We start from the raw sequence: 14,334 nt of genomic DNA on the forward strand, positions 1-14,334 counted from the left end.
GCTGCATTTCATTTTTATGGTTTAGGAAAACCCCGACATAAATGTAGGCAATAATCAGCGTGACCACAACATTTAACAGGCTGCCAATCGCATCCATCACAAGCTGGCCTTTCTGTGGGAACCTATCCACGACAATCCCGATTGAAATATGGCCATCGACCCGTTGCGTGTAGGCAAGCCCGCACATGATAAGGACGATCATGCCTAGCTGAACGATTTCCACATCACCGATGATTGGAGTAACCGTCAGACGGCTAATCACGGCAATCGCAATAAAAAACATCATAAATGCCATGACAGCTAAAGCAATCCATCGTGTCACNTATTCTTTTTAAAATGGAAAGCTTCTAACCCTTCGAAAATTAGGATTAGAAGCTTCTGTTGCTACTTAGAATGGTTTTTGCAATCCTTCTTCTTCCATTATTTTAAATAATTCATCAACCATTTCTTGGCCATTGTATCCTTTTTTGTCTGCATCTTCAATCCAAGCATCCCATGCTGGTTTGCCGGCTTCTTTAAAACGTTGGGCTTCCTTGTCAGATAGTGTAATGATTTCTCCGCGTCCTTCTACTTCTTTCTCTAATGTTTTATAAGATTTTTCGAGCTCTTTTGTATAGCTTTCGATAAACATTTCGCTAAGCTTTGGCCCAAATTCCTCATCAAACATTTTTTGGATATCTTCCGGAAGCGACTCGTAGAAATCTTTATTCATCATTGGAATGATTGGTGTTACTGAAGCCTGAAGCTTTGTAATGTAAGGTGCTGGTTCGTAAAATTTCAGCCCGACTGCCCCAATCGGTGTATAGAATGATGTATCAATTTGTTTCTTTTGAAGGCCTTCATACGTATCATCCACTGTTAAAGAAACAGGAACAGCTCCGATCGATTTTTCGAGTTCTGTTTCACTTTTTCCGCTCGCGCGCATTTTTGTTTTTTTCAAATCATCAACAGATTTAATTGGTTTTGTAGCGAACAAATCATACGGGTCAGTTGTTATCGGATCGAAAACGATTACATCTTTTGATAACGTTTCGTTTGCGTATTTCTCCCCGAATTTTTTCATTACTTTCGCAGCATCTTCAGCGTTATCAAAAGCAAACGGCAAGTTTCCAATCGTATACGGGAACATATCCGTATCGTAAAAATAGTTTGCTACTGCAAGGCTAAGCTCGTAAACGCCGCCTTTCACATCTTGGTATACGGATGAAGATTTTCCTAATGAACCGCCATGGTACAGATTAACCTTCACTCTACCTTCTGTTTTTTCTTCTACCATTTCTTTCCAAGGATCAAATACGTTGTAAACATAATGGTGCATCGATGGGTTCCAGTTGTTTACGTTAAGTTCGTATACTTTACCTGAACTTTCATCCTTTTTCTCACCTTCGCCACTGTTAGCGCTTTCATTTCCGCCGGAATTTTTACTTCCACAGGCTGTTAGCGCTAACAATAAACCAAGTAGTAAAACAACAAATCCTAAAAAACTCTTTCTCTTTGAAAACATTGTTCTCCCCCTCATTTTTTCTTACTAGATTGAGATGTTTTGCAATTCTCAATATTTACCGGAATAGCGTACCACTTTTCTATTCCTTGAAAAAGATAATATCATAGGAAAATTAATAGTTCAACAAACTTTTACAAAATAATTATTTTCCAACAATTCTATAAAGTATTAATTTACCATATAGAAAAACAAAAACCTGGAAAGGCAGCTACTTTCCAGGTTGAAATTTAAAGCATTCGGTTTGAGATTTCTTTTGCAGTTTCTTTTGTTTTTTCGATATAAGCTGGGATTTTTTCTTGATTTAATCTGGCGGTAGGAATCGTTAATGTTAGTCCGGCAATCACTTCGTTCAGACGGTTCTTTATTGGAGCACTTATTGAAAAAGCGCCTTTCACTCTTTCTCCATTGCTTATTGCATAACCCTCTTCACGAATTTTCTTCAGTTCTTTTTTTAGCTGTGGCTTGCTCGTAATTGTCCTGTCTGTTTTTTTCTGAAGCGTTATTTCGTTAAGCAACTTCTCCAGTTTTTCAGGAGATAAATAAGCCATTAATACTTTTGCCGAAGCCCCGGCATAGAGCGGCGACGTTTGTCCCACATGGATAAGTGTCGTCAGTTCATGATCGCTCGGTACGTATCCTATACACTTTCTTTGATTTTCATGAATAATACTTAACGAAACGGATTCGCCAAATTCTTCTTTTAACTTTTCCATAAAGGGTTTTGCTGTCGATAGCAATTGTGAATTTTTCTCAACAAGCTGGCCTAAAAAATACAACTCTATGCCAAGCTGGTATGTTTTATGTTTATCATCTTTATCTAATAACCTATGTTGAACGAGTGTATTTAAAATTCTCTGCAAGCTTGATTTTGAAACATTTAGTTTCCGATGAAGATCGGCCAATGATAATTCTTTCTCATTGATAGAAAACGATTTCAAAATTTTTATTGCCCGATCGATGGTCTGCATTGTTTCTTCTTTCGACATGACTTCTTCCCCAATCAATAGAGTAGGTTATCTTTACTATTAAGGGTAATGGATCTTCTTTTATTTGTCTATAAATCCCTATCTCTTTTCGGCTAGCTTTTTTGTAATAAGGAAAACGCTGACGCGTCTTTCCTGGAGGTGAGAGGTGGGATTGGTATAAATTGGCGAATTGCCAATTTATACTTTTTTTCAAAAAAAAAGCTTCATTCATTGTTAAAGTGGCGGGCAAGTTCTTTCACTACTGGAATACTTTTTCTCTCTTTTCGATCAAACATTACATTTGTAACAAAAGCTTCAGTAATCATATCCCCTTGCTCATTATAAATCTCTTGTTTATGATCAAAGCTCGTATTCCCTAAACGGATTGGAATTGTTTTAATCTTCAATCTATCTCTTAATTTCGCTTCTTTTATAAACGTTATATTTAGTTTGACAACAACTGTACCGTATTGATGTTTCTTCATTTCTTCAAATGAAAAGCCCGCTTCCCGATACCAATCCCCGCGTCCCTTTTCCAAGTATGTAACATAGACACTATTATTGACATGTTCGAGTTCATCGATGTCTTCTTCTTTTACGATGATTTCTGTCGTCGTTTCCATTTTCCAACACCTCTTTAATCCAACTTTTTCTAAAATTCATTAAATTAATCTTAGTCTCTTTTGCCACGTTATTTTTTCAATTATTGTAGCAGCCATTATGATATTCGTTGCATAAAAGTACTTTGGATTCACTATATTTAAGTCTACCATATTCTTTAGGCGGTCTATAGCATTTTTGATAAGAATAATCGCCCGCTTCTTCATTTTTTTCTTCAATGGCTTAACTACTAATCCAAAGAAAAATGGAAACGCAGTGTCGCGTTTCCATTTTCATTCACTTTTAGCTTCTTCTAAAATCTTCTGTTCTATATATTTTCTACTATTAGCAACATAGCTTGCTGCACCTTGCTGAATTCTCTTTTGTTGTTCTTCAGACAAGTTTCGAATTACTTTAGCGGGAACACCGGCAACGAGGACACCGGGCTCGATGACTTTGCCTTCTGGAACAAGACTTCCAGCGGCAACGAGAGAACCTTCACCAATGACAGCACCATTTAGTATTGTTGCGCCCATCCCGATAAGCGCTCCGTCTTTCACTTCACAGCCATGCAAAATCACATTATGCCCGACAGTGACATTTTCACCGACCGTCGTACGATAATCCGGATCGGCGTGAACGATGGTTCCGTCCTGCACACTCGATCCTTTGCCGATTTTTATTTGCTCATAATCTCCTCTTAGAACAGCATTAAACCAAATCGAAACGTTCTCTTCCAATACAATGTCGCCGATTAACTTAGCGCCCGGCGCGACATACACAGATGGGTGCAACTTTGGTGTTTTGCCATTAAAAGTATATTTCATTTTACCTTTCCCCTTTCTAAAATGGCCTTTTAATAAAGAATCCTATATTTCCCCTTCGAATTAAATGTCCTATCCATTTTTTAAGCCATAGCTTAACGATTGCCCTTGTATAAGGAATTAACAGGAAAAGGCCAGCAATATCAGTAACAAAGCCTGGGGTTAAAAGGAAAACTCCCCCGGCTAGTACACAAATCCCATCGAGAATAGCTTCTGTCGGCATATCCCGATTTTGGATTTGGACTTGAGCAAGGTGAAGGACTTGAAGGCCTTGGCGTTTTGCCAACCAAGCGCCAAGAATCCCTGTTGCAAGAATAATGAAAAGTGTCCATCCAACGCCTATTTTGCTGCCTGTCCATATTAAAACCGTAATTTCAATCGCTGGTACAAGAATAATTAATGCCAATACTATACGAAACATTGAAGAACTCCTCTTCAGTAAGAATGTTCGCTAACTTTTAAAAAAGAGAAGGCGCAAATCCCTTCTCTTATCCCCGATTTCTACCAGTCCGGCTTCTGACATCTGACTTCCGTTTATATAACACTTGTATACCCATCGTAGATATCGCCTTTATACGTATCGACTGTAATTTCTTGATCGTCTTTTAAAATACTTGTTGCGTTCTCAACACCTACAATAACCGGTACGCCAAGGCTTAGCCCGACGACGGCGGCATGGCTTGTCAGCCCGCCTTCTTCTGTTAAAACAGCCGCTGCTTTTTTGAATGCTTCAATCATTTCTTTGTCCGTTCCATAGGTGACTAAAATCGCGCCTTCTTTCATCTTTTCATTCGCTTCGATGTGGTCTTTTGCAATGACGACTTTTCCAGATACTGTTTTGCGGCCGATGCCTTGCCCTTTTGCTATGATATCGCCAATCACATGCACTTTCAGCAAGTTGGTCGTTCCGATTTCTCCAACGGGTACACCGGCTGAGATCACAACTAAATCTCCCCGTTTTACCACACCTGTATTTAATGCTTCTGCCACGGTGATTTCCAGCATTTCATCGGTGGTTTCCGCACGTTTGCCGAGCTTTGGAATAATTCCCCATACGAGAGATAGTTTCCGGCACACTCCTTGATAGCTAGTAACCGCAATAATTGGTGCCTTTGGGCGGAATTTGGAGATCATTCTTGCGGTATGTCCACTTTCGGTTGCAGTTATGATTGCCGAGGCGTCCAAATTAAGTGCGGTGTATGAGACAGATTGGCTAATTGCATTTGTCGTTGTAATAAAACTTTCCCTGCTTCTGTTTCTTAAGATTTCTCGATAATCGAGTGCTTGTTCAGTACGGGAGGCAATTTTATGCATCGTTTCAACCGTCTCTACCGGGTACTTGCCTGCTGCCGTTTCCCCCGACAGCATAATTGCGTCTGTCCCATCAAATATGGCATTTGCAACATCGCTCGCCTCGGCTCTTGTTGGCCTTGGATTTCGCGTCATTGAATCAAGCATTTGTGTAGCGGTAATAACTGGCTTGCCTGCTGTATTGCATTCGTGAATAAGCATTTTTTGTACGAGGGGCACTTCTTCTGCAGGAATTTCAACGCCAAGATCGCCTCTTGCAACCATAAGGCCATCAGAAACTTCTAAAATTCCGGCGATGTTATCGACACCTTCCTGATTTTCGATTTTAGGAATGATATGTATGGACGTTGCATCGTTTTTTTCTAATATTTCCCGAATTTCCAGAACGTCTGAAGATCTTCTTACAAATGAAGCGGCGATAAAATCAACGCCATATTTGATGCCGAATTCGATATCTTCCGCGTCTTTTTCCGTAATTCCGGGCAAATTAACCCTGACATTTGGAACATTAACCCCTTTTGTGTTTGTCAGTGTGCCACCATTTAAAATTCTTGTTTTTATTTCTTTCGTAGATTTTTCGATGACTTCAAGTTCAATTAGCCCGTCATCAAGCAAAATTCTGTCTCCTGCCTTGACGTCTTGTGCCAATCCAGTATAGGTTACTGAAATTTTTTCGGGGGTGCCTATGACTTCATCCATTGAAATAATGAGCTCTTTTCCTTCTTCTAGCTTGATTTCACCGTTTTCCATCATCCCCGTACGAATTTCCGGCCCTTTCGTATCGAGTAAGATGGCAATTGTTTTGCCGGCTTGTTCCTCCGCTTCCCGAATATTATTTATACGCGCGAGATGTTCTTCATGATTGCCATGGGAAAAGTTTAAACGGGCAACATTCATGCCAGCATTGATTAATTTAACGAGCATCTCTACACTGTCGCTTGCTGGTCCAATTGTACATACAATTTTTGTTTTTCGCATGATTATGAGGACCTCCTTAGGCTTTTCTAGATCGATAATTGTTGAGCCAACTGATACATTGAGCGGTTAATTTCGCGGCCTGCTGACAAAACTTCACTTATTGAACGTTCAACAATTTGATTGTTATACAAGCCTACTGCCTTGTTGTAGTTCCCATTAACGAGCAATTCAACGGCTTTTGCTCCGAACCTGCTAGCTAAAACACGATCAAAGGCTGTAGGTGAACCGCCCCGTTGAATATGACCTAGAATAGTTACCTTTGTTTCAAGATTGCTTTCAGCTTGAATTTGTTTTGCAACAGCAACGGCACTTGCAATACCTTCCGCCACAACGATAATGCTATGCTTTTTTCCTCTATTGTACCCTCTTTTGATTTTTTCAACGATTTGATGCAAATCATAACTTTCCTCCGGAATTAAAATTGATTCTGCACCACCGGCAAGCCCGGACCATAGCGCAAGGTTTCCAGCATCTTTGCCCATCACTTCAATAACGAAAATACGTTCCAATGATGTTGCTGTATCACGAATTTTATCAATAGCTTCGATGACTGTATTAAGCGCGGTATCAAAGCCGATTGAATAGTCTGTAAGAGGGATGTCGTTGTCAATTGTAGCAGGAAGGGCAATCGTAGGAAAGCCATCCTCAGCCAGCTTATGGGCCCCTTTGAAGGTTCCATCCCCTCCTATAACGATTAACCCTTCGATTTTGTGTTCCTGAAGGTGGCGCAACGCTTTTTTTCTTCCTTCTTCTGTTTGGAATTCGGGACACCTTGCCGTTTGAAGAATCGTCCCTCCCCGGTGAATAATGTCCCCAACCGTTCCAAGTTCTAGCTTTTTTATGTTTCCTTTTATTAATCCGGCATATCCGTTATAGATACCATTCACTTCTATATCATGGTAGATTGCTTTTCTGACGACTGCCCGGATGCAGGCGTTCATTCCAGGAGAATCTCCACCGCTTGTCAATAATCCGATTCGATTCAAGTTTAAAGCACCCCTAAATGACCCGTTAATCGTTGGCAATGCTTACCGAGCTTTTTATAAACGTGTACTCACCGATTTTACGGAATTTTTCATAACGCGTTGAAACTAGTTCTTCGCTTGATAATAGCAAAAGCTCATCAAGTGATTTTTTTAAAACGGCATCAATCGCACCTGCTTGCTTTTGCATATTTCGATGTGCTCCGCCTTTAACCTCTGGAATGATTTCATCGATAATGCCGAGCGCGAAAAGGTCTGGTGCCGTAATTTTCATCGTTTCTGCTGCCAGCTTTGCTTGAGATGCATCTTTCCACAGTAATGCAGCTGCGCCTTCAGGAGAAATAACGGAGTATGTCGAGTTTTCCAGCATGTGAATCCGATCTGCAATGCCTAATGCCAGCGCTCCACCACTTCCGCCTTCTCCTATTACAATGCAAATGACAGGCACAGACAGCCCGGATAACTCCACCAAATTTCGCGCAATCGCTTCACTCTGCCCTCTTTCTTCTGCTTCTTTGCCAGGGTAAGCGCCCTTTGTATCAATAAACGTGATGACCGGGCGGTGAAACTTCTCAGCTTGTTTCATTAAACGGAGCGCTTTCCGATAGCCTTCCGGATGTGGCATGCCGAAGTTTCTTCGAATATTTTCCTTTGTATCTTTCCCTCGTTGATGGCCAATGATCGTGACAGGTTTGCCATCGTATTTCGCAATCCCTCCGACGATCGCTTCATCGTCACCGTACAGGCGATCTCCGTGAAGTTCTATAAAATCTGTAAAAAGGTGCTCGATATAATCCAGCGTTGTCGGCCGTTCTTGATAGCGTGCGATCTGCACGCGGGACCAGGGCTGTAAGTTCTCATAGGTTTCATCTTCCAATTCTTTAAGCCGTTCTTCCAAATGTTTTAATTCTGCAGTCAAGTCAATGTCTTTTTCTTCCATAAAGGCTTTCAGTTCATTGATTTTTGTTTTCAGATCATTGATTGGGCGTTCAAATTCCAGTTCAGGCACGATTTTCCCCTCCTGGCCGGTGCATATCTAAAATTTTGGCTAATGTTTCTTTCATTTCTCCCCGAGGGATAACCCGGTCCAATTGACCGTGCTTCATTAAAAATTCTGCTGTTTGAAAATCGTTTGGCAGCTTTTCTCTTATCGTTTGTTCTATAATTCTTCTTCCGGCAAAACCAATGAGTGCACCGGGTTCCGCGAAGTTGAAATCTCCGACCGAAGCGAAGCTTGCAGAAACGCCGCCTGTTGTTGGATGGGTCATAACTGAGATGAATAAGCCCCCATTGTCGCTGAAACGTTTTAATGCAACACTCGTTTTGGCCATCTGCATTAAGCTTAAAACACCTTCTTGCATTCGCGCACCACCGGAAGCTGTAAAAATGATAAACGGGATATTTTTTTTGTCAGCCTGTTCAATGGCCCGAGTAATCTTCTCGCCAACGACCGATCCCATGCTGCCCATTCTGAAACGTGCATCCATTACTGCCAATACGGTTGGATTTGAGTCAATTAAGCCTTCTCCTGTTACAACAGCTTCATTTAGTTCGGAAACTTCCCGATCTTTTTCAAGGCGTTCGATATAGTTTGGAAAATGAAGCGGATTTTCAGAAATCATATTTACGTCGTATTCGATAAATGAATCATCATCAAGCAAACTTTCTATACGCTCATAGGCTGTTAAAGGCATATGATACCCACATGATTGGCAAACATTCCAAGTTTTCTTCAATTCTTTTGAATAAATAATATGTTTGCATTGGGGACACTTCTTCATAATCCCTTCTGGTACTTCCTGTTTCAGTCTCTCAGAAGGAACTGTTGCATACTTTTTCTTTTTTGCAAAAAAGTCTTTGATCAATTGGGACCTTCCTTTCCCGCAAATACTAAGAAAATCTCATATTTTTAGCACTTGTCTCTATATTATTCTAACCGATGAACGTTTGAAAAATCTAGTGTTTCTCATATTCATGACAAAGCTTGACAAATGTTGATGGGATTAGAGTTTTTTTCAGCGATAACGAGCTGTGGAAATGGGAAACAGGCAGCTCTCGCTTTTTACACATAAAAAAGCGGAGAAGATGAACTTCTCCGTTCTAAAAAGCAAATATTATTTTTCTCCGATAATCGCAAGTCTTCGTGTTTTTTCTGCTATCTCTTCAGGATCGACTTCGATTCTTGCCACCCCTGATGACATTGCCGTCGTTGCAACGGCTGCAGCCACCGCAGGTGCAACTCGAGGATCAAAAGGCGCTGGAATAACGTAATCAGCAGACAATTCTTCGTCAGATATTAGTGAAGCGATTGCATATACAGCGGCCTCTTTCATTTCTTCATTGATTTCAAGTGCCCTTACATCAAGTGCTCCGCGGAAAATCCCTGGAAATGCCAAAACATTGTTGACTTGGTTTGGATAATCCGAACGGCCTGTTCCAATGACTTTTGCTCCCGCTGCTTTTGCTTCATCAGGCAAAATTTCCGGATTTGGATTTGCCATCGCAAAGATAATCGGATCTTCATTCATTGAACGAATCATCTCTTGAGTCAAAGCACCTTCAACAGATACACCAATGAACACGTCAGTGCCTTTAATCACTTCTTCAAGCGTACCTGCTTTTTTCTTATGATTCGTAAATTTAGCTACTTCTTCCTTCATAGGGTTCATTCCAACAGGACGTCCTTCATAAACTGCTCCCTTGGAATCGCACATGATAATATCTTTCACACCAAATCGATTCAAAAGCTTAATAACGGCAATTCCTGCAGCACCTGCACCATTTACGACAACTTTTACATCTGAGATCATTTTATTTGTAAGCTTGAGTGCGTTAACAAGGCCTGCTAACGTAACAATGGCAGTGCCATGTTGATCATCATGAAAGATCGGAATGTTCGTTTCAGCTTTTAACCTTTCTTCGACTTCAAAGCATTCCGGTGCTTTGATATCTTCCAAATTTACCCCACCGAAAGTTGGTTCAAGCAGCTTAACTGTTTCTACAATCTCGTCAACACTGTTCGTATTTAGACAAATAGGAAAACCGTCTACGCCGGCAAAGCTTTTAAATAATACAGCCTTGCCTTCCATTACAGGAAGCGAAGCTTCAGGGCCGATATCACCAAGTCCGAGAACAGCCGTTCCATTTGAAACGACAGCAACCATATTCCCTTTCATTGTATATTCATATACTTTACTCGGATCTTTATTGATTTCCATGCATGGCTCGGCCACACCTGGGGAATATGCAAGACTTAAATCCTTTGCATCCCGCACTTCAATTTTCGATTTTGATTCAAGCTTTCCTTGGTTTTTACGGTGTATATGTAACGCTTCTTCTCGCAAGGTCGACAAAGAAGTTACACCCCTTTTCTCAACAGTCTCTGTCACTCCAACAACACCTCAATTCTCTGTAATTCCAAGTCCGAAAACTTGTGCTCACCTTTTCAAACTTTAAATAAAAAGTAAGATTGTATTCACGGCTCCTAAGCTATTTCTTCCTTTGTTTGAAAAAAGTTATACTTTATATAATATAACAACAAACATCTAGTTGTAAACAAGTTTTTGCATCATTTCTGAAAATTTTGATAGGCGTATCAAATGCGCCTTTACGTATTTGCGCCCAGATTTTATCGAGCCTTTCTCGATAAACGGGCCTTATTAAGGGAGTAGCATGTTATTCCCCATTTAGACCTCTTCGATTCTTCGAAGCCTTGAGGTGGGGGACTTCTGAATGAAGTTAAAACATAATATTTTTTTCACCGATAAGCATTTTTATCTCGTTCAAACATTCATTGGACGCCGAAATCGAATACTGCTTCGACAATTGTCTTACTCGCTTTTCTTCCTCATAATAAAGATAAACGGGAAAATCCCCCGGATGCTTCTTTAAAACATGTTGAATAAGCGTAAGGGTTTTTTGATTTTGATGTTTCTGTTCAATCTTTAAAAAAATTTTTTTCGTTGCATTTTTCACTAGTTCTTCTACCTTCATTGCCTTTTCTGCAATGATTTTAACGCCATCTTCACCCTTATTCTCAACTTTTCCTTCGATATATAATAAAGCTTCAGGGGTGAGTATCTCATTTATTTTGCTGAAAACTTTTGGAAAAACGACAATCTCCGCCTCGCCTGAATGATCACTTCCCTTCAAAAACGCCATTTGATCGCCTTTTTTTGTTTTTATTGGTTTTACATTTTCAACCATTACAGCAACTCTTACTGAATTGACATTCGGGATATTTTTTAAATCGGAAAGAAATGTATGCGGGAATTGCCAAAGCAGGTTGCTGTAGCGTTGCAGTGGATGGCCACTCAAATAAAACCCAAACACTTCTTTTTCGTGTGCCAACCTTTCATCTTCGCTAAGAGGCGGAACGTCAACATACGTAAACCCACTCTCATCAGGCTTAAAAAAACCAATTTGATTTGCATTCTTTTGCTCTTTTTCCGCGTCCTCAAGCGCATCGTCAAGCGTGGCCAGCAAACTGCCCCGTTCAACCCCAAATTCATCGAAAGCGCCGGATAAGATTAACGACTCCAATGTGCGCTTATTGACATTTTTCAACGATACCCTTCTGCACAAATCAAACAAATCTTTATAGTCCCCGAGCTGTCGGCGATTTTTTATGATTTCATTTATCGCCTGCAAACCAACATTTTTAATGGCAAGCAAACCAAATTGGATGCCGCCTTTATCCATTGTAAAAAAGGCATGGCTTTTATTGATTGAAGGAGGATAGATTTCAATTCCTTTCCTTCTCAGCTCAGAAATGTAACTTGCAAGCTTTTCCTGGTTTCCGATCACACTTGATAACAACGCAGCAAAAAATGCGACAGGTTCATTCGCTTTCAAAAAAGCAAGCTGGTAAGCAATCATACTGTAAGCAACAGCATGGCTTCGATTAAACCCATAGTTGGCAAATTTTACAAGTAAATTGTAAATGTCTACAGCCATATGCTCGCCATATCCATTTTTCACACAACCGGCTACAAAATGCTCCCGTTCTTTTTCTAATATGTCTCGTTTTTTCTTAGAAATTGCCCTTCTTAATAAATCGGCTTCCCCTAATGAAAATCCTGCCATCATTGATGCAATTTGCATAATTTGTTCCTGGTAGACGATAACGCCGTACGTCTTCTTTAAGACAGGTTCAAGATCAGGATGGGGATAAGATACTCGGCGTTTTCCATGCTTTGCGGCAATATAGGCCGGAATGTTTTCCATCGGTCCCGGCCGATACAAGGCATTCACGGCTACGATATCTTCAAATTCACTCGGTTTTAAATTCGTTAACACTTGGCGCATTCCGGAAGATTCCAATTGAAAGATGCCCGTTGTATCACCTGCGCTTAGCAAGTCAAATGTTTTTTGATCGTTGTACGGGATCATGTCAAGCTGCAATTTTCTTCCTGTGCTTTTTTCGATGTTGTGAAGGATGTCTTCGATAAGCGATAGATTTCGGAGACCGAGAAAATCCATCTTTAATAATCCGATCTCTTCCAAATCCTCCATCGGAAACTGGGTTAATGCAATGTTTTCATGCCCAGCTCGAATCGCAATGACATCAGTAAGAGGTTTTTCGCTAATGACAACTCCCGCCGCATGCGTTGAGGAATGTCGCGGAAACCCTTCAATCTTACAGGCGAGTTCAAACACTTTCTTTGCATCTTCTGAACGGTTTATTAATTTTTCTAATTCAGGAGACTCTTTGAACGCTTTTTCTAACGTTATTCCCTGCCTTGAAGGAATCCGCTTTGCCAGCTGGTCAATCGTTTTCTGTTCAACGTCAAGCAGCCGCCCCGCATCCCGAACCGACGCCCTTGCCGCAAGCGTACCGAACGTTATAATTTGGGCAACATGTTCTTTCCCATATTTTCGCCCTACATATTCAATCACTTCATCTCTTCTCGTATCTGAAAAATCGATATCAATATCTGGCATTGAAACACGCTCTGGATTTAAAAAACGTTCGAACAACAACTCATGTTTCATCGGATCGACATGTGTAATATAAAGAACATACGCGACGAGAGAGCCTGCGGCTGACCCTCTTCCCGGACCTGTTAAAATTCCATTGTCCCTAGCATATTTCATAAAATCCCAAACAATTAAAAAGTAATCATTAAATCCCATGTCATCGATCACGGACAGTTCATACTCTATGCGTTCTATAATTTCATTGGTCACATCGTTGTAACGTGCTTGCAGTCCTTGAAAACACAAATTACGCAATGCTTCTTTCGATGAAATATGAGGAGGCAGTGGAAATTTAGGCAAGATGGGTTTGCCAAGCGATAAGGTTAGAATGCATTCATCAGCAATTTTAGCGCTGTTTTCCATCGCTTCAAAATAGTTGTCTTCCAGTGCCTCTGCCATTTCTTCAGTAGATTTTAAATAAAATTCAGCATTATTTATTGATAATAGCCCTGTCCCTCTTTTTATTGCCAGAAGGGCTTCGTATGCAATCGCATCCCCTTTTTCTACATAATGAACATTGTTCGTGGCGGCGAGTGGAGCGCCAATTTTTTCTGCCAATCTGGCAGTCAGTTTATTTACTTTCGCCTCTTCAGGTAGCCCGTGGTCCACAATTTCAAGGAAAAAATGCTCCTTATCAAATATCCTTTTAAACAAATTGGCAATTCCTAAAGCTTGGTCGTATTCTTCGTGAAGAAGGCATTGTCCGATTTCTCCATCGAGCCCAGCCGACAGCGCAAAAATGCCTTCCGTATAGTTGGACAATGTTTCGATATGAATCGCTTTGGTTTGCTCATTTTCCTTTAATTGAATCTGGCTGCTAATTTTTAACAAATGACGGTATCCTATTTCATTTTTTGCCAAGAGTACAAGAGGATAGCTCCGGCCATTTTTTACCGAACTTGTCATTACGTTCGCTTCCAGTCCTATAATCGGTTTGATTTCTGCCTTTCGACAAGCCTTGTAAAATGGTATTGTTCCATACATTACATTTTTGTCGGTTATCGCAAGAGAGTTGAATCCGAGCCGCTTTGCCTGCGCAACAAGCTTTTCGAGGCGGCACGCACTTTCCAATAGGCTGTATTCGCTATGTATTCGCAAATGTGTGAATCTCATTGGAAATCCTTCCTTAGTTAGAGGTTGTTCAGTCCGTACATGTTCTCCTTTTAAAAGTCATATTCGCCGATGTTTGT

At 40.6% G+C, this 14,334-nt stretch carries 12 protein-coding genes; all 12 read right to left on the reverse strand.

The window, feature by feature from the left end:
• Window positions 1–322 (reverse strand): TRAP transporter small permease (locus DCC39_RS09735; RefSeq protein ID WP_240613596.1); only part of this gene is annotated, 322 nt, incomplete at its 3' end.
• A 66-nt stretch (window positions 323–388) separates the two neighbouring features.
• Complete coding sequence (gene dctP, locus DCC39_RS09740) at window positions 389–1,504, reverse strand: TRAP transporter substrate-binding protein DctP (protein WP_116554707.1); 1,116 nt, start codon at window positions 1,502–1,504, stop codon at window positions 389–391.
• A 227-nt stretch (window positions 1,505–1,731) separates the two neighbouring features.
• Window positions 1,732–2,490, reverse strand: coding sequence for an IclR family transcriptional regulator (locus DCC39_RS09745; protein WP_116554708.1), 759 nt, complete (start codon window positions 2,488–2,490; stop codon window positions 1,732–1,734).
• 203 nt (window positions 2,491–2,693) lie between these two features.
• The gene (locus DCC39_RS09750) at window positions 2,694–3,092 is read right to left on the reverse strand and encodes an acyl-CoA thioesterase (RefSeq protein ID WP_116554709.1); all 399 of its coding nucleotides are present in this window, start codon (window positions 3,090–3,092) and stop codon (window positions 2,694–2,696) included.
• Between the two features lie 270 nt (window positions 3,093–3,362).
• Window positions 3,363–3,896 carry a gamma carbonic anhydrase family protein gene (locus DCC39_RS09755; RefSeq protein WP_116554710.1) on the reverse strand — a complete coding sequence of 178 codons (534 nt, stop codon included), beginning with the start codon at window positions 3,894–3,896 and terminating at the stop codon, window positions 3,363–3,365.
• A gap of 16 nt (window positions 3,897–3,912) precedes the next feature.
• Window positions 3,913–4,314, reverse strand: coding sequence for an FxsA family protein (locus DCC39_RS09760; protein WP_116554711.1), 402 nt, complete (start codon window positions 4,312–4,314; stop codon window positions 3,913–3,915).
• A 113-nt stretch (window positions 4,315–4,427) separates the two neighbouring features.
• Window positions 4,428–6,182 carry a pyruvate kinase gene (gene pyk, locus DCC39_RS09765; protein WP_116554712.1) on the reverse strand — a complete coding sequence of 585 codons (1,755 nt, stop codon included), beginning with the start codon at window positions 6,180–6,182 and terminating at the stop codon, window positions 4,428–4,430.
• A gap of 26 nt (window positions 6,183–6,208) precedes the next feature.
• Window positions 6,209–7,168: a 6-phosphofructokinase gene (pfkA, locus tag DCC39_RS09770; protein ID WP_116554713.1), complete on the reverse strand. Its 960-nt coding sequence runs from the start codon at window positions 7,166–7,168 to the stop codon at window positions 6,209–6,211.
• Between the two features lie 25 nt (window positions 7,169–7,193).
• Window positions 7,194–8,177, reverse strand: a complete 984-nt coding sequence (gene accA, locus DCC39_RS09775; RefSeq protein WP_116554714.1) for an acetyl-CoA carboxylase carboxyl transferase subunit alpha — start codon at window positions 8,175–8,177, stop codon at window positions 7,194–7,196.
• Window positions 8,167–9,030 (reverse strand): acetyl-CoA carboxylase, carboxyltransferase subunit beta, encoded by an 864-nt coding sequence (accD, locus tag DCC39_RS09780; protein WP_116554715.1) that lies wholly within the window; start codon window positions 9,028–9,030, stop codon window positions 8,167–8,169. Before accD ends, accA begins: the two co-directional genes overlap by 11 nt.
• A 249-nt stretch (window positions 9,031–9,279) precedes the next feature.
• Complete coding sequence (locus tag DCC39_RS09785) at window positions 9,280–10,518, reverse strand: NAD(P)-dependent malic enzyme (protein ID WP_116554766.1); 1,239 nt, start codon at window positions 10,516–10,518, stop codon at window positions 9,280–9,282.
• A gap of 385 nt (window positions 10,519–10,903) precedes the next feature.
• Window positions 10,904–14,257, reverse strand: coding sequence for a DNA polymerase III subunit alpha (locus DCC39_RS09790; RefSeq protein ID WP_116554716.1), 3,354 nt, complete (start codon window positions 14,255–14,257; stop codon window positions 10,904–10,906).
• Window positions 14,258–14,334: the final 77 nt, after the last annotated feature.

It is taken from the genome of Pueribacillus theae, assembly GCF_003097615.1.
GTDB lineage: Bacteria > Bacillota > Bacilli > Bacillales > UBA6769 > Pueribacillus > Pueribacillus theae.